This window comes from Streptomyces beihaiensis (assembly GCF_026274175.1).
Classification (GTDB): domain Bacteria; phylum Actinomycetota; class Actinomycetes; order Streptomycetales; family Streptomycetaceae; genus Streptomyces; species Streptomyces beihaiensis.
In genome coordinates this window covers 23,580-39,279 of the sequence record NZ_JAPHNL010000223.1, presented here as the reverse complement: position 1 = coordinate 39,279, position 15,700 = coordinate 23,580, and the positions used below count along the sequence as shown (strand labels likewise).

Annotated in this window: 14 protein-coding genes; 6 read left to right on the top strand and 8 right to left on the bottom strand. The window is 72.7% G+C overall.

Annotation, left to right across the window (positions count from 1 at the left end; all coding sequences use genetic code 11):
- The first annotated feature begins 175 nt into the window (after positions 1 to 175).
- From OFY01_RS18210 to OFY01_RS18200, 3 genes are all read left to right on the top strand, one after another.
- Positions 176 to 757, top strand: a complete 582-nt coding sequence (locus OFY01_RS18210) for a carbonic anhydrase (RefSeq protein WP_266601204.1) — start codon at positions 176 to 178, stop codon at positions 755 to 757.
- Positions 758 to 765: 8 nt separating this feature from the next.
- Positions 766 to 2,223, top strand: a complete 1,458-nt coding sequence (locus tag OFY01_RS18205) for a SulP family inorganic anion transporter (RefSeq protein WP_266601202.1) — start codon at positions 766 to 768, stop codon at positions 2,221 to 2,223.
- Positions 2,224 to 2,547: 324 nt separating this feature from the next.
- On the top strand, positions 2,548 to 3,969 hold the full coding sequence (locus OFY01_RS18200; RefSeq protein ID WP_266601200.1) for a glycoside hydrolase family 16 protein: 1,422 nt from the start codon (positions 2,548 to 2,550) through the stop codon (positions 3,967 to 3,969).
- Positions 3,970 to 3,992: 23 nt separating this feature from the next.
- Here OFY01_RS18200 and OFY01_RS18195 read toward each other — a convergent pair whose 3' ends face one another.
- The 3 genes from OFY01_RS18195 to OFY01_RS18185 all read right to left on the bottom strand — a co-directional run bounded on the left by OFY01_RS18195 (position 3,993) and on the right by OFY01_RS18185 (position 6,901).
- Positions 3,993 to 4,529, bottom strand: a complete 537-nt coding sequence (locus OFY01_RS18195; RefSeq protein WP_266601198.1) for a 2'-5' RNA ligase family protein — start codon at positions 4,527 to 4,529, stop codon at positions 3,993 to 3,995.
- 120 nt (positions 4,530 to 4,649) lie between these two features.
- Entirely contained in the window at positions 4,650 to 5,237 is a 588-nt protein-coding gene (locus tag OFY01_RS18190) for a hypothetical protein (protein ID WP_266601196.1), read from the bottom strand.
- Between the two features lie 140 nt (positions 5,238 to 5,377).
- Positions 5,378 to 6,901, bottom strand: coding sequence for an alpha/beta fold hydrolase (locus tag OFY01_RS18185; RefSeq protein WP_266601194.1), 1,524 nt, complete (start codon positions 6,899 to 6,901; stop codon positions 5,378 to 5,380).
- Between the two features lie 169 nt (positions 6,902 to 7,070).
- On the opposite strand from OFY01_RS18185, the gene OFY01_RS18180 reads away from it, so the two are divergent.
- Complete coding sequence (locus tag OFY01_RS18180; protein ID WP_407700371.1) at positions 7,071 to 8,039, top strand: helix-turn-helix domain-containing protein; 969 nt, start codon at positions 7,071 to 7,073, stop codon at positions 8,037 to 8,039.
- A gap of 64 nt (positions 8,040 to 8,103) precedes the next feature.
- Here OFY01_RS18180 and OFY01_RS18175 read toward each other — a convergent pair whose 3' ends face one another.
- Both OFY01_RS18175 and OFY01_RS18170 read right to left on the bottom strand, forming a co-directional pair.
- Complete coding sequence (locus OFY01_RS18175; RefSeq protein ID WP_266601192.1) at positions 8,104 to 8,793, bottom strand: ABC transporter ATP-binding protein; 690 nt, start codon at positions 8,791 to 8,793, stop codon at positions 8,104 to 8,106.
- The gene (locus tag OFY01_RS18170) at positions 8,790 to 9,911 is read right to left on the bottom strand and encodes an ABC transporter permease (RefSeq protein ID WP_266601190.1); all 1,122 of its coding nucleotides are present in this window, start codon (positions 9,909 to 9,911) and stop codon (positions 8,790 to 8,792) included. Before OFY01_RS18170 ends, OFY01_RS18175 begins: the two co-directional genes overlap by 4 nt.
- Positions 9,912 to 10,085: 174 nt before the next feature.
- Between OFY01_RS18170 and OFY01_RS18165 the strand changes: the two genes are divergently transcribed.
- Together OFY01_RS18165 and OFY01_RS18160 are read left to right on the top strand one after the other, a co-directional pair.
- Entirely contained in the window at positions 10,086 to 11,357 is a 1,272-nt protein-coding gene (locus OFY01_RS18165) for a sensor histidine kinase (protein ID WP_266601188.1), read from the top strand.
- Positions 11,354 to 11,992, top strand: coding sequence for a response regulator (locus OFY01_RS18160; RefSeq protein ID WP_266601186.1), 639 nt, complete (start codon positions 11,354 to 11,356; stop codon positions 11,990 to 11,992). Before OFY01_RS18165 ends, OFY01_RS18160 begins: the two co-directional genes overlap by 4 nt.
- On the opposite strand, the gene OFY01_RS18155 is transcribed toward OFY01_RS18160, so the two are convergent.
- The 3 genes from OFY01_RS18155 to OFY01_RS18145 form a co-directional block, all read right to left on the bottom strand.
- On the bottom strand, positions 11,979 to 12,383 hold the full coding sequence (locus OFY01_RS18155) for a universal stress protein (RefSeq protein WP_266601184.1): 405 nt from the start codon (positions 12,381 to 12,383) through the stop codon (positions 11,979 to 11,981). The genes OFY01_RS18160 and OFY01_RS18155 overlap by 14 nt on opposite strands.
- A 162-nt stretch (positions 12,384 to 12,545) precedes the next feature.
- Entirely contained in the window at positions 12,546 to 15,128 is a 2,583-nt protein-coding gene (locus OFY01_RS18150) for an MFS transporter (protein ID WP_266601182.1), read from the bottom strand.
- A complete protein-coding gene (locus OFY01_RS18145; protein WP_407700370.1) occupies positions 15,121 to 15,687 on the bottom strand; it encodes a MarR family winged helix-turn-helix transcriptional regulator in 567 nt (188 codons plus the stop codon). The genes OFY01_RS18150 and OFY01_RS18145 overlap by 8 nt, the downstream gene beginning before the upstream one ends.
- Positions 15,688 to 15,700: the final 13 nt, after the last annotated feature.

Below are 15,700 nucleotides of genomic sequence, written 5' to 3'. Positions count from 1 at the left end.
GGCCTCCCGTCCGCGACCCGCTGTCGCCCCGACGATCGCGCACGCACGGCTAATCTCGCTCTTGACCATTGATTGACCTTTCATTGGCACTTGTTTGACGTCTGCGACACCTGCGACATCCGTCCTGCCCGCCCGACGCGCCCCCCACGGCGCGCCAGGAGGAAGCCAACACGCCATGCAGCCCCTCATCGACAACGCCCGGACCTTCGGCAGGCGCCCTGAGGAGTTCGCCTCCCTCGCCCAGGGCCAGCAGCCCCAGGCCCTCTTCATCACCTGCTCCGACTCACGCGTCGTACCCGCCCTGATCACCGGCGCCCGCCCCGGAGAACTCTTCGAACTGCGCACCGCGGGCAACATCGTCCCCGCTCATCCCGACGGCCGCCCCAGCGGAGAGGCCGCCACCATCGAGTACGCCGTGCAGGTGCTCGGCGTGCGCGACATCGTCGTGTGCGGCCACTCCCACTGCGGCGCCATCGGCGCCCTCGTACGCGGCGAGGACCTCCAGGCCGTTCCCGCCGTCAAGGAGTGGCTCGCCCACGCCGCCGACCCACCCACCGGCCACGACCCGTCGGATCCCACGGTCGCCGACGCCGTGCAGCAGCACGTCCTGGCCCAGCTGCTCAGACTGCGCTCCTATCCGTGCGTGCGACAGCGCCTCGAACAGGATCTGATCCGGCTGCGCGGCTGGTACTACGAAGTCCACACCGGAGGCGTACGCGAACACCGCGCCGACACCGACACCTTCGAGGTCCTGTGAACCGCCTGATGCTCCGATTCCCCCACCTCAAGCGGGACTTCACCGCGTCCCTCGTCGTCTTCCTCGTCGCCCTGCCCCTGTGCGTGGGCGTCGCCGTCGCCTCGGGCGTCCCGGCCGAACTCGGCCTGATCACCGGCATCGTGGGCGGTCTCGTCACCGGCGTCATGCGCGGCAGCAGCCTCCAGGTGTCGGGGCCGGCCGCCGGTCTGACCGTTCTCGTGTACGAGGCCGTCAAGGAGTACGGCCTGCCCGTCCTCGGCGTCATCGTCCTGGCCACCGGGCTGCTCCAGATCGCCATGGGGGCCTGCGGAGCGGGCCGCTACTTCCGGGCGATATCGGTGTCCGTGGTCGAAGGGATGCTCGCCGGGATAGGCCTCGTCCTCATAGCGGGCCAGCTCTATCCGGTCGTGGGCGAGGCGGCCCCGCAGACGGGTCCGGCCAAGCTGGCCCGTCTTCCCCAGGCGCTGATCGGCGCGTTCGACTCCTCGCACTCGCTCGCCTCACTCGCTCTGGGAGCCGGGACCGTCGCCGTCGTGGTGCTGTGGAAGCACCTGCCGCCCAAGGCCCGTGCGGTGCCCGGTCCACTGGCCGCGGTCGCTCTGGCCACGTTCGTCTCCGTGGCACTCGACGCACCGGTGGCACGCGTGGAGGTCAGCGGCCTGCTCGGGGCGGTGCAGCCCCCGTCGCTGGACGCCTTCGGCGAACTCGCCGGGCCGGGACCGCTCGCCACGGTTGTCGCCTTCACCCTGATCGCGTCCGCCGAGTCCCTGTTCAGCGCCGCCGCCGTGGACCGCCTGCACAACGGGCCGCGCACCGCGTACGACAAGGAGCTCATCGCCCAGGGCACCGGCAACACCGTGTGCGGAGTGCTCGGCGCGCTCCCGATGACCGCGGTGATCGTGCGCAGCGCGGCCAACGTCCAGGCCGGGGCGCGGACCAAGGTCTCGCGTGTGCTGCACGGCCTGTGGCTGCTGCTCTTCGCCGCGCTGCTGCCCGGTCTGCTCACCTACATCCCCGTCCCGGCCCTGGCCGGGCTGCTCGTCCACGCCGGCGCCAAGCTCCTGCCGCTGCGCGCGATCGGGCGGCTCTGGGACGGGCACCGCGGCGAGGTCCTCGTGCTCGCCGTCACGGCCGTGTCCATCGTCGCGGTCAACATGTTCGAGGGCGTCCTGATCGGTCTCGCCCTCTCGATCGTCAAGGCCGCCTGGGACGCCTCGCACCTCAAGCTCGACGTCGTCGACAAGGGCGCGGGTCCCGTTCAGGCCCGCCTGTCCGGCAACGCCACCTTCCTGCGACTGCCGAAGATCCTCGACACGCTCGAGGGTCTCCCCCGGGACCGGCCCGTCGAGTTGGACCTCACCGGGCTCCATCACCTCGACCATGCCTGCCGCACCGCCCTGGAAAACTGGGCCCAGCGGCACAGCGCGGCGCCGGACGAACCGGTGAGGGTCGTCACCACGGCCTGACCCCGCCGCCCCACGGCGGCCGCACGGCGCCCGGCCTTGTGACAGGCCGGGCGCCGTGGGCGTCGCGACGCCCACGGCCGCTCCCGGTGACCGCTCCCCATGACTTCAGGTTGTGAAGTCCTGTGCAACCCCTGGGATTTCCTTGCTTCAAGGGTTGACGGTCGCTTGTGTGCAGAGGACATTGGCGGCACCGCGAGAACGCCCCACCGAAGGACACGCGATCACCGCGTGGGAGCGCTCTCACGGCGTGTCCGTGCCGACACATTCGCGCACCACACCCGCACCATCCGCACGTACCCGTACCCGCACCCCGAGAGGCTCTTCATGAACGTATCCTCCGGCATATCGAGATCAAGATCGGGCGCCCGTCCTTTGCGGTCCCGGCCGCTGCGACGGACGTTCGTCGCCGTCGTCGCCGCGCTCGGTCTGTCCGCGGCGCTCGCCACCGCCGCGGCGCCCTCCGCCAGCGCCTCCGCCCCGACGCCGCCCTCCGGCTGGACGCAGGTCTTCCTCGACGACTTCAACGGGCCGGCGGGATCCGGCGTGAACACCTCCGACTGGCAGTACGACAGAGGGACTTCGTACCCGGGCGGCGCCGCCAACTGGGGCACCGGTGAAGTCGAGTCGATGACGTCCAGCACGAACAACGTCTCCCTCGACGGCAACGGCAACCTCCTGATCACCCCCCGTCGCGACGCCTCCGGGCACTGGACCTCCGGCCGCATCGAGACGACCCGTACGGACTTCCAGCCCCCGGCAGGCGGCAAGTTGCGGGTGCAGGCCCGTATCCACATGCCGAACGTCACCGGCACCGCGGCCGCCGGTTACTGGCCCGCGTTCTGGATGCTGGGCGCGCCCTTCCGCGGGAACTACCAGAACTGGCCGGGCGTCGGCGAGCTGGACGTCATGGAGAACGTCAACGGCATCGACAAGACGTGGGCCACCATGCACTGCGGCACCAGCCCCGGCGGCCCCTGCAACGAGACCACGGGCCTGGGCAACTCCACCGCCTGCCCCGGCACCACCTGCCAGGCGGGGTTCCACACGTACGCGATGGAGTGGGACCGTTCGGTGAGCCCGGAGGCGATCCACTTCTCCGTCGACGGCGTCACCTACCAGACGGTCACCGCCGACCAGATGGACGCGACGACCTGGGCCAACGCCACCGACCACGGCTTCTTCGTGATCCTTAACGTGGCGATGGGCGGCGGCTTCCCCTCGGCCTTCGGCGGCGGCCCGACCGGCGCCACCGAGCCCGGGCACCCGATGGCCGTGGACTACGTCCAGGTGCTGGAGTCCGGCGGGGGCGGCACCACTCCCCCGCCGTCCGGCGGCCGGGACGCCTACAGCACCATCCAAGCGGAGTCGTACGACAGCCAGTCCGGCATCAGGACCGAGACCACCAGCGACACCGGCGGCGGGCAGGACATCGGCTACATCTCCAACGGGGACTGGGCGCTGTACAAGGGCGTCGACTTCGGCTCGACGCCCGCCACACAGGTCTACGGGCGCGTCGCCAGCGGCGCCGCGAGCGGAGTGAGCGGGCTGGTGCAGGTGCGGCTCGACAGCCCCACCAGCGCCCCGATCGGCAGCTTCGCGGTCGCCAACACGGGGGGCTGGCAGTCCTGGCGCACCGTCCCCGCCAACATCAGCTCCGTGACCGGAACGCACGATGTCTACCTGACGTTCTCCAGCGGCCAGCCGGCCGACTTCGTGAACGTCAACTGGTTCGACTTCGGCCACTGAGCGACGGGCCTTCGGTCGGTCGATCACCGCCCCGCGCCGGGTCGGCGAGCCCTGGACGACAGCGGCAGTTCCGCGAGGATCTGCCAGCCCGTGGGGGTGAGCACGACCGCGTGCAGGGCGGTGATCCGAGCGACGATCGGCAGCCGGGCCCCGACGCGGCGGGCGACGGTGGCGGCGGTGGCGGGACCGGCGCCCATCGCCACGGTGACATGCGCCGGCGGGTCCTGGCCGAAGCGCCCGCCGTAGGGGACCTGCGCCGGGAACGCGGAGCGCACCGCGGTGGCCATGGCGCGCAGTCCGGGCACCGGGACCGCGACGAACCCGTCCTCCTGCTCCACCTCGGTCAGCCGGATCCGGACGTCGCCGGTCGGCAGCGCCGCGTGCAGGCGGTCGAGGTCGGGGGCGCCCACGCGGTCGGCCGGCAGCCACGGGTAGAGCAGCGCGGCGTGGGCGGGAACGCCCGGCCGCACCACCCCCGCGGCCACCTCGGCGGCCAGGCGCAGAAGCGGTTCGGCCTCCGGCAAGACCGCCAGGACCGCCGTCGTTCCCGGATGCGCCATGTCCCTTACTTCCCGTTCCCGTCCTCGGACCCGTGAGGGTATCGCCGAGGCCCGCCCGGCCGCTCGCCACACCGCGGCGGTCGTCCCTCCGGCGTCTTTCGGGTTCCGTCCGACGCCCCCTCAGCACCACCGGCCGGTCATCCGGCGCAGCAGCGAGGCCGCGGCCTGCTCGGTGATGCCCAGGCCGGTGGCGACCGTCGCCGGGTCGGCGGCCGTGGTGAACGCCGCCATACGGCCGGTTTCCCTCGCCAGACGCTCCAGCATGCCCACGGTGCGCAGCGCCGCCAGGGGCGCGTCGTCAGCGAGTGCCGACAGCCGTTCCTCCAGCTGTTCGAGGAGGCCGGAGACGTCGGCGGGCAGCGGGACCGTGCGCGCCTCGACGTCGGCCATGTGGTGCTCCCAGTCGGCGTACGCGCCCGGCAGGTCATGGGCGTAGGGGGCGTCCGGATCGACCTCCGTCCAGTCGAGCGGCTGCGACCGCCGCGCGCTCCAGCCGCACCGGCACACGGCCCGCACGGCGGTGGCGAGCGGCGCGCCGTGCCTGCCGTGGTACACCCACCAGTCGCTCGAACTCGGGATCTCGCTGCCGCTCCCGACGTCGAAGAGGCGGGCCTTGGGCTCGCTCCCGTCGGCGAGCACGGCCGCCGCCCGGCCCCGGTGGGAGGCGCCGAAGTCCTCGCTCTCCCAGTCCCACGTCGTCTCGTCCACCGGTGGCTCCCACTTCCCTGTCTTGGCGCGGGACGCGCGTCCCGTCGGGCTCGGTCCGAGCCCATGGTGCCGCGTTTCCCGCGTGGGGAGCCAGACTTGACCGACCCGGGCGTGGATGCCGCCGCTGTCTTCGCGCCTTCTCAGCCACCGGTACCGGTGAGGTGGCGCAGGGCCTGTGTCATCGCGCGGTGCACGGCGTCGCGGGCGGCGTCGGTGTGGTCGAGGCCCTCGAAACCGTGCCGGGCCCCGGGGACGTCGATGGCGTCGACCGCCACGCCGTGGGTGGCGGCCGCCTCCAGGAACTCGTCGACCGTCGCGGCGATCACGGGCTGTTCCCGCTCCGGCCGCAGGATGACGACGGGCAGCCGCGCGCTGTCGGCCGACAGCGCCCGCGCGGGGCGGAAACGCCCTCTGGGCACACCCCAGTTGGGCAGCGGTGACATGATCGGGTAGGCGGCCACGAGGCAGCGCAGCCACGCGGGCGGACTGCTCAGCCACTCGGCGGTGATGGGGCCGCTCCCGGAGAGGAACCACAGGGCGATACGGTCCGCGTCGACCCGGGGATCGGCCCGTACGGCCTCGACCGCCTCGGCCAGGTCAGCCGCGGCCGTCGGGTAGTCCGTCACGTCGTGGAGGCGGTGGTCGAGCGTCGCCGCCACCACTGCGCGGGAGGCCGCGTAGTGGGCGTAGCCCGTGATGACCGGCCAGTCGCGGGGGGTCGGCCCGATGCCCTTCGGGACGGGGCCGCCGTGCACGAAGACCACCGCCGGGAGGGGTCCTTGCAGGCCCGCGTCGCAGGCGCCGGGGACGTAGAGGTCGAGGTCGGGACTGCTGCGGCGCTCCCGGGGCACGGGCGGCGCGTCGATGAGGAAGGACCGTGGCGCCTCGGGCTGTCCGTCGTCCGGCGGTGTGGCGAGGCGTTCGCCCTCACCCGCCGCCGCTCGTACGAGAACCTCGGCGAGGGTATCGGGGCAGGAGAGCATCGGCCAGTGCCCCGTGGGCAGTTCGAAGAAGGTCACGTCCGGGCGCAGGAGCGGCTGGAGGGCGGGGGTGCCGAAGCGGACCAGCATGCGGAGCATCTCCATGGTGGAGCCGTTGTAGTGGCACAGGACTCCGGTGGTGGGGACGGCGGACGCCGCGCCGGTGAGTCTCAGGGGCTGCGTCAGGGTGCCGACGGGGTGCGGTGCCGACATGGCCGTGAGGCGCTCCGTGCCGCCGGCCGGTATGCCCCTGGTGCTGCCCCAGTGCTGCCACTCGTGTGCCGCGGGCGGTGCCAGCGCGTCACCGTGCGGCGGTGTCGCCCGCGCGAGCCGGGCGCGCAGTGACTGGTCGGGCACGACGGCCAGGGCCGGTGTGCCGTCGAGGGGCGGTGGCGCGTCCACGTGGACGAGGCGGCGGACGCGGTCGGCGCGGCGGTCGGTCGCGCCGAGGGCCGGGTAGGCACCGTAGTCGTGTGCCACGAGCACGATGTCGCTGCGCGTGCCCACACGGTCGATGGTCTCGACGACCTCCTCGACATGGGTCTCCAGGGTGACCCCCGCCCCGGCGCCGGCGCTGAACCGCACGGTGTGCACCTCAGCGCCCGACGACTCCAGGTGGCGGGCCACCTCCGCCCACACATCGGCGCCCGTGAACAACCCTGGTACCAGGACGAATACGCTCATGACCACTCCCCTGCGCGACTCTCGTGCGCGGCTCTCGGCTTCGGACACCGGCAGGTTAGGAACTCCCCCCGCGGGAGATTCAAGTACGGGCCGGGCGGGCGCGAGGTGAGGGGCAGGAGGTGGGTGGGGACGGGAGAGGTGATGAAAGACTTCGGGGAGGGAGGTTCATGTGCTGGTCCCGGATGACGCGTCGTGGAGCATCGGCGAACTCGCCGAGCGCGCGGCCACCACGGTCAAGACCGTTCGCTTCTACTCCGACAGCGGGCTGCTCCCGCAGCGTCCGCGCAGCGGCGGCGGGCACCGTCGCTACGGGCCCGAGGCGCTGGAGCGGCTGCGGCTGATCAGGGCGTTGCGCGGCCTGGGGCTCGCGCTGCCCGAGGTGTGTCGGGCGCTCGACGAGCTGGACGAGGGCGGGGGCGAGGCCGGCGCCGGGGGCGCCTTCGAGGGCGCGGTCGCCTCCCGGCTGCGCAGCGTCGGCTCCCAGCTCGCCGCGCTGCGCTGGCAGGAGGCCGCGCTCCGACTGGTCCAGGAGTGCCCTCCCGGGGAGCGCGCCGAACGGCTGCGGCTCGTCGGCGCCATGAGCAGTCCGCCGAGCACCGGGACCCTGGTCAGGTTCTGGCGGGCCTGGCTGCCCGCTCGTATGCCCGCGAAGGCGACGTCGGCGTTTCTCGACGCCGCGGTCCCGGAGGTTCCACAGTCCCCCGGGCCGCTCAACGTCCTGGCCTTCGCGCGTCTGCACGCGATGGTCTCCCGCCCGTGCACGCCGGACGTCCGGCCCGCCCAGCCCGCGGCCCACCAGGACGCGGGACCTCGCGACGTGGCTGTGCTCTACGGCGGGCTGGCGTCGGCCTACGAGCTGGCGGGCGCCGAACTGCGCGCCGGGCGGGCGCCGGGCGGCGGAGAGGCGCTGGACGGTTTCGTCGACGCCTACGCGTGCGCGCGCGGACGGCACGACACCCCGGACTTCCGGCGGCGTCTGGCGCGGCAGCTCGCGGACGACCCGCGCATCGACGCGTACTGGGAGCTGGTGGAGCAGGTGGTCACCCCCGCGGGGCAGCGCCCGGAACCGACGCCGGGGTCGGCGCACGACTGGCTGCTGAAGGCGCTGCACACGGACGTCGCCGATTACGCCGCCTGAACGACAGCGACCGCACCTGGAGCTCCGCGTCCGGCAGAGCCCGCCGCACGGGCCGCGGGCCGGGCTAGGAGTGGGGAGAGCCGGCGGGCTCGCGCAGTCGTCCGTCGTGGACCTCGGCGATCCGGTCGGCCGCCGTGAGGTGGGCGCGGTCGTGGGTGACGAGGATCGTGGCGGTGGAACGCTCGTGGGTGAGGCGGGTGATGAGGTCGATGACGGCGGCGCCGCGTTCGTGGTCCAGGGCGCTGGTGGGCTCGTCGACGAGGAGCACGGTCGGATCGTTCATCAGGGCGCGGGCGATGTTGACGCGCTGGCGCTGGCCGCCGGAGAGCTGGTGGGGGCGGCGGGCCGCCTGGTCGGCCAGGCCGACCGCGTCGAGCAGTTCCATGGCGCGGGGCCGGGCCCTGGCGGGCGACCGGCCGTCGATGCGGGCCATGACCTGGAGCTGTTCGGCCGCGGTGAGCGACGCGATGAGGTTGGGCTGCTGGAAGACGATGCCGATGGTGTGGCGGCGCAGGGTGGTCAGTTCGCCACGGCTCATGCCGGTGGTGGGGGTGCCGTCGATGGTGACGGTCCCGCGGTCCGGGGTGATGAGGGTCGCCGCGACCGCCAGGAGGCTGGACTTCCCGGATCCCGAGGGGCCGACGACCGCCGTCAGGCTGCCCTTGGGCACCTCCAGAGTGATGTCGTCGAGTGCGGTCAGGCGGGTGTCGCCGTCGGGGTAGGTGAGGGTGATGTCGGTGAGGTTGAGGGTCATCGGGCGCTCCCGAGGGCGGTCAGCGGGTCTACGGACGTGATGCGGCGGACGGACAGGGCGGCACCCAAGGCTCCCAGGAGGATCGTGGCGGCGGCCGGAAGGAGCAGGGTGGCGGGGGCGAGGAGGAACGGCACCGCCGAACCTGCCACGAGCGCGCCCAGCGCGGCGGCGGCGCCCGTGCCGAGCAGTGTGCCGCCGACCAGCAGCACGAACGCCTGGCCGAGGGCGTCCTTGAGCAGGCCCGGGGTGGAGGCGCCGAGCGCCTTGAGCACGGCGATGTCACCGCTGCGCTGGATGGTCCACACGGTGAAGAACGCGCCGATGACGAGCGCCGAGATGACGAACAGGAATCCGCGCATCAGCTGCAGCGAGCCGTTCTCCGATGTGTAGGAGCCGATCGCGGAGAGCGAGTCGCCGGTGGGGACCGTCCTCGTTCCGGTCCGTGCGTCGACGGCCGCCGTGTCGGCCGCTGAGGTGGTGTTCAGCGCGATGACGGTCGCCGTCGCGGCCGCGCCGGTTCCCGTGCCGCCGCCCGGCGCGGGCGGAGCGGTCGCCCGCCAGGTCTTCAGGCTGGTCCAGACGACCGGGGTGTGGCTGAAGTAGGCGTCGCCGCGGACGGCCGCCACCGTCAGCCGCTGTCCGGCCAGGGTGAGCGTGTCGCCCTCCGTCAGCGCGAGATCGTCCGCCGCCGCCCGCGACAGCACCGCGGTGCCGTCGTCGATCGCGTCGCCTGCCGGGGCCAGGTGCGAGCCGGAGCGTACTCCGAAGACCGAGACGCCGGTACTGCGGTCGGTACCGGTGGTGCCGTCCGTCGCCGTGGCCCGTGTCGTGGTGATACCGAGCGGTTCGGCGCTCTCGACACCGGGCGCCTTCGCCCACTGCCGCCACTGTTCGGCGGTGACCGTCGAATTCGCGTACGAGAGGCCGTCACCGCCGCTCGGGGCCTGGAAGGCGATCCTGTCGGCGGGCAGGTGCGTGATCGCCGAGGTGTTCTGCCGACCGAGACCGGCCGTCAGCCCGGACAGCAGTCCGACCAGCAGAGTGATCAGCACGATCACGGTGGCCATCAGGGCGAAGCGCCCCTTGGCGAATTTCAGGTCTCTCCAGGCGACGAACACGGCCTCGGGTTTTCCTTTCCCACGTGCGGCGAGCGGTAGGACTCCACCGTCGCCGCCGCACCCCCTTGGGCGCTTCTGGCGCAGGACGGGGCTTCGCGCGCCACGAGACAGCGTCCGCGTTACAACTTTCGGCAGAGGCCCCGGCGCCCCGGCCTCCGTAACCTGGTGGGTACTGTGAACATCTCCGCCCCCGCCCCGACCCCGACCACACGCGCCCTGACGTGGTGCCTGCACCTGCTGGTCGTCGGGCTGCTCGCCCTGACCGCCGGCCGCGCCGTCGCCGACGGCGCGCCCCGTGCCGCGCTGACCGTCGCCGCCGCGGTGGCCTGTGCGCTGGTGTACGCCGTCGGACCGCTGCTGCCCCGGGCCGCTCTCTCGCGGTCCGTCGCCGCCTGGTGGCTGACCGCGGTGGGAGCGGTGTGGGTGGTCCTGCTGGTCCTCTCCGCGGACGCCGTGTGGGTGGCGTTCCCGCTGTACTTCCTTCAACTGCATCTGCTGCCTCGCCGGGTCGGGCCCGCCGCGGTGGCGGTCACGGCGGTCGCGGCCGCTGTCGGATTCGCGGCTCATCAGGGTGCGTTCAGCGCGGCCATGATGATCGGGCCGGCACTCGGCGGCGCCGTGGCCGTCGCCGTGGTGCGCGGGTACCAGGCGCTGTACCGGGAGAGCGAGCAGCGCAGGCGGCTGATCGAGGAGCTGACCGCCACACGGGCGGACCTGGCCCGCGCCCAGCACACCGCGGGGGTGCTGGCCGAACGCGAGCGTCTCGCACGCGAGATCCACGACACGCTCGCCCAGGGGTTCTCCAGCATCCAGCTGCTGCTGCGGGCGGCCGAGCGTGCTCTTCCCGGTCAGCCGGGCACGGCGGCCCGGCATGTGGAGGCGGCTCGCCAGGCCGCCGTGGACAACCTCGCCGAGGCGCGGCGTTTCGTCGCCGAACTCACCCCGCCGACCCTCGACGGCACGACGCTGGCCGATGCGCTGGAACGGCTCTGCGCCACCACCGGCGCCCGGCACCACCTCACGGTCCGCTTCCGTCTGGTCGGGGATCTCGTGCCGTTGCCGGTCGCGTACGACGTGGCTCTGCTGCGGGTCGCCCAGTCCGCACTCGCCAACTCCGTGCGCCACGCCGGCGCCACGGCCGTGGACGTGGTCCTCTCCCGGCTCGGCGACCACTGCGTACTGACCGTCGTGGACGACGGGTGCGGGTTCGACCCCGGCAAGCTGCCCGTTCCGGGGCCGGACGGCGGCGGTTTCGGCCTTGCCGCCATGCGGGCCCGTGCGAACGCGCTCGGGGGCGAACTGATCGTCGACTCCTCCCCCGGTCACGGAACCTCCCTCACCGTCCGGCTGCCCCTCCCCGCGCCCACCACGACGAGCGCACCGGCCACGCCGACCGCACCAACCGCGTCCAGCACCACCGACACCGAGTCCGAGGCCCGCCCGTGACCGACGCCGACCCCATCCGACTTCTGCTCGCCGACGACCACCCGGTCGTACGCGCGGGACTGCGCGCCGTTCTGGAGACCGAGCCCGGCCTCTTTGTCGTGGCCGAAGCCGCCACCGCCGAGGACGCGGTCGCCCGTGCCGCCGAAGGCGACATCGACGTCGTCCTGATGGACCTTCAGTTCGGCAAGGGCATGGGCGGCGCCGAGGCGACGGCGCTGATCACCGCCCGACCGGGCGCGCCGCGGGTGCTGATCGTCACCACCTACGACTCCGATGCCGACACTCTGCCGGCCATCGAGGCGGGTGCCACGGGCTACCTCCTCAAGGACGCCCCGCCGGAGGACCTGGCCGCCGCCGTGCGGACCTCCGCTGCGGGCCGCACCACCCTGGCGCCCGCGGTCGCCGAGCGGCTCATGCAGCGGCTGCGGACGCCCGGCACGGCCCTGACGCGGCGCGAGACGGAAGTGCTGTCCCTGGTCGCCGACGGCCTGTCGAACCAGGCCATCGGACGCCGGATGCACCTCACCGAGGGCACCGTCAAGTCCCACCTGGCCCGCGTCTACACCAAACTCGGCGTCGACTCGCGCACCGCCGCCGTCGCGGCCGCCACCGACCTCGGCCTCATTCGCCGCTGAGCGGTGGCACGCTCGTGATGCCCGGGGCGGCCTGCGGCCAGACGAGGAGTACGGGGCAGGGGGCGTGGTCGACGACGAAGCGGCTCGCCGGGCCCAGGCTGTGGGGGCCGGGACGGCCGCGGTCGCCGTCGCGGGCCAGGACGAGCAGCTCAGCGCCCTCGGCGGCCGCGAGGACCTCCCGCTCGACGCGACCGGTGCGCTCCTGCCGGGCGCACGGGCGGCCCAGCCGCCGCGCCGCGTCGTCGAGGGAGACGGCTCCTGCCGCGACGACGACTGAGGCGGCCGGGACCGCGACGGCCGCCTCCGGCAGGCCCCACGGTCGCATGACCGCGCCTGCCAGTACCGCCACAAGAAGAAGGGCGGAGAGGATCTCCGCCGGTGCAGTGCTCACCGCCCTATCCTCTCCGGCCTGCGAGTTCGCCGGCGTGCCGGGGGTTCTCGTCGTTCCCGGAAGGGCGACGGCCGCCCGACGGGACCGTCGGGCGGTCCCGTCGGGCGGCCGGTGTGCCGCCTCGCGAGGTGTACGGGCGTACGGCTGTACGGCTGTACGGCGTCAGTGACTCAGGTCCACGTCCGCGTCGTGCTTGCCCTCGCCGTCCACCCGCATCGGCACGGCGTTGGGCGCGTAGCCGCCGGCGATGACCGTGTACTCGCCCGTGTCCAGGTCGTTGAACACGTACACGCCGTCCGGGCCGGTGACGGTCGAGGCGATGGTGTTCCCGGCGGCGTCGAGCAGCGTGACGCGGGCGTCCTGAACGGGTTCGCCCGCGCTGTTGCGGATGGTGCCGCGGATGCGGGCGCCGGGGTCGAGGTGTACCTGGTACCGGTTGGCGCCGCCGTCGGTGACCTCCACGGGGATGGCGGTGGGGCGGTGTCCTTCGGCGCTCACGGCGAGGGTGTAGTCGCCGGGGACCAGGTCGGCGAAGCCGAAGGCACCCTCGACGTCGGCCGCGCCCGAGGCGACGACCTCTCCGCGCACGTCGGTGGCGATGACCAGGGCGCCCGGCACCGGATGGTCGTCCGAGTCGGCGACGACCGTGCCGGACAGTCCTGCCGCGCCGCTGAGCACCAGGTCGAAGTCGACCGGGCCGTCGGCGACGGTCACGGTCGTGGCCTGCGGCTGGCGTGCCCCGCCCGAGGCGATCAGGACGTAGGAGCCACCCGCGGGCGCCGCGACGAAGTAGTGGCCGTCCGCGTTCGTGGTCGTACGGTCCAGTTGGCGGCCGTGCAGGTCGATGAGGGTGACGACGGCCTGGCAGACCGGTGCGCCGGAGCCGTCGTGGATGCGGCCCCTGACGCCCGCCCCCGAGGTGTCGGCCGCGGGGTCAGCGGCGGCGGGCGCCGCGGGCTCGGCGGACGCTGCGGCTGCGGGGGACGTCGTGGCGGGGGCCTGCGAGGCCATGTCGGTGGCGGCGGCGTCGGTGGCCGTCTCCGCCGTGTCGCCGTTCTCCTGCGCGGCGCGGGCCTGGAGGCCCGACATGTTGCGCAGCGGGACTTCCTTCGTCCACAGGATGATCAGGAAGCCGACCGCGACGACTCCGGCGGTGAGCAGGAAGACGACGTGCATGGAGCTGGAGAAGCCCTGCTTGAAGGGTTCGGCCAGGCGCGGGTCCAGGTGCTGGATGAACGAGGAGTCGCTGAGCACACCGGTGGAGGCGCCGCTGCCCGCGCCGGGGTGCTGCACCATGTCGACGACCGGCTTGTTGGCCGGGTTCGAGAGGACGGCCGGGTCGTGCAGAGCGGCCTGGAACTGCGGGGTCCTGACGGCCGCCCGGAACGCCGAGGCGATCTTGTCACCGACGTCGCTGAACAGGACGGAGAGGAAGACCGCGGTACCGGCGGTGGCGCCCATCTGCCGGAAGAACGTGGAGGAGGCGGTGGCCACGCCCATGTCCTGCGGCGGCACCGCGTTCTGCACGGCCAGGATCAGGGTCTGCATGCAACAGCCGAGGCCGAGGCCGAAGACGAGCATGAAGCTCATGGTCTCCCACAGCTGCGTGTCCCACTGGACCTTGTAGTGGAACAGCAGCAGCGCGACGACCATGAGGGCGGTGCCGATGACCGGGAAGATCTTGTAACGGCCGGTCTTGGCGGTGATCTGGCCGGTGACGATCGACGCGATGAACATGCCCGCCATCAGCGGCAGCATCTCCAGACCGGACTTGGTGGGGCTGGCGCCCTTCACGATCTGCAGGTACTGCGGGATCATCAGCATCCCGCCGAACATGCCCGCGCCGATGACCACGGAGAGCACGCTGGTCTTGCTGAAGGTGGGATTGCGGAACAGGCGCATCGGGATGAGCGCGTCATCGCCCATGCGGCGCTCGACGAGGATCCAGGCGATGATGCCGACCACGCCGATCCCGTAGCAGGCCAGGGAGTTGGTGGAGCCCCAGCCCCACTCGCGGCCCTGCTCCGCGACGAGCAGCAGCGGCACGACGCCGAGCGCGATGGTCACCGCGCCCCACCAGTCGATGCGGCGGTCGCGGCGGGTGTGCGGGATGTTGAGCACCTTGGCGACGACGAACAGGGCGATGACGCCGATGGGCACGTTCACGAGGAACACCCAGCGCCAGCCCGTGACCCCCAGGATGCTGCTCTGCCCGGCGAGGAAGCCGCCGATGAGCGGGCCCGCGACGCTGGACGTCGCGAAGGTGCCCAGCATGTAGCCCTGGTAGCGGGCGCGTTCGCGCGGCGGCACGATGTCACCGATGATCGCCAGGGCGAGCGACATGAGGCCGCCCGCGCCGACGCCCTGGAGCGCGCGGAACGCGGCCAGCTCGGTCATCGAGGTGGAGAAGGTGCACAGCGCGGAGCCGACGATGAAGACGCTGATCGCCGTCAGGAAGTACGGTTTGCGGCCGTGCAGGTCGGACAGCTTGCCGTAGAGGGGGGTGGCGATCGTCGAGGTGATCAGGTAGGCCGTCGTCGCCCAGGCCTGCTGGCTGAGGCCGTGCAGGTCGTCCGCGATGGTACGGATCGAGGTGGAGACGATCGTCTGGTCGAGCGCGGCCAGGAACATGCCCAGCATCAGACCGCTCAGGATGGTCAGGATCTGCCGGTGGCTCAAGCCACCTGAGGCGGATATCGCCTTGGTATCGGTGTCTCGGCGTGGCGCCGACACGGCCTCAGTCATGCTCGCTTGCTCCCTGCTGCGCCGCCGCTTCGGAGTGGGTACCGCAGCTGTGACGTGTCTGTTGGTCCTGTACCAGGTCGTCGTTGAGGCGTGTCATCAGCCGGATCAGCTGAAACCGGTCCTCGGCGGGCCAAGGTGCGAGCAGCGCCGCGAGGCGCGCGTCACGCTCCTTGCGGTACTCCTCGAACGCCGCCCTGCCGGAGTCCGTCGCGCGCAGCAGTGTGCCGCGCCGGTCCTCCGGGTCGGGCCGCCGTTCGATCAGGCCGCGCTCGACCATCGACCGCACCTGGCGGCTGACGGTCGACAGGTCGAGGAACGTCTCCGCGGCCAGGTCGGTGGCGCGCTGTTCTCCGTCGCGCACCAGCCGGGCCAGGAGTACGCGCTCACCGGCGCCCCGCTCGATCTTGGTCCGGTGCCGGTGGGCCGCGACGAGCCGGGTGAAGCGCACGATCTGGGTGCCAAGACCCGATGCGGCTTCCTCGGCGCTCGCGACTCCGGTGGCCCGGATCACCTCCGATTCGCGGTCATGGACCGTCCCCTCGCCCATTGTCCGCCCCACTTCCACATTATTG

Excerpts from the sequence above, each read along its gene's own strand:
- OFY01_RS18210 (WP_266601204.1), top strand. The coding sequence starts at position 176 with ATGCAGCCCCTCATCGACAACGCCCGGACCTTCGGCAGGCGCCCTGAG.
- OFY01_RS18205 (WP_266601202.1), top strand. The coding sequence starts at position 766 with ATGCTCCGATTCCCCCACCTCAAGCGGGACTTCACCGCGTCCCTCGTC.
- OFY01_RS18200 (WP_266601200.1), top strand. The coding sequence starts at position 2,548 with ATGAACGTATCCTCCGGCATATCGAGATCAAGATCGGGCGCCCGTCCT.
- OFY01_RS18195 (WP_266601198.1), bottom strand. The coding sequence starts at position 4,529 with ATGGCGCATCCGGGAACGACGGCGGTCCTGGCGGTCTTGCCGGAGGCC.
- OFY01_RS18185 (WP_266601194.1), bottom strand. The coding sequence starts at position 6,901 with ATGAGCGTATTCGTCCTGGTACCAGGGTTGTTCACGGGCGCCGATGTG.
- OFY01_RS18175 (WP_266601192.1), bottom strand. The coding sequence starts at position 8,793 with ATGACCCTCAACCTCACCGACATCACCCTCACCTACCCCGACGGCGAC.
- OFY01_RS18150 (WP_266601182.1), bottom strand. The coding sequence starts at position 15,128 with ATGACTGAGGCCGTGTCGGCGCCACGCCGAGACACCGATACCAAGGCG.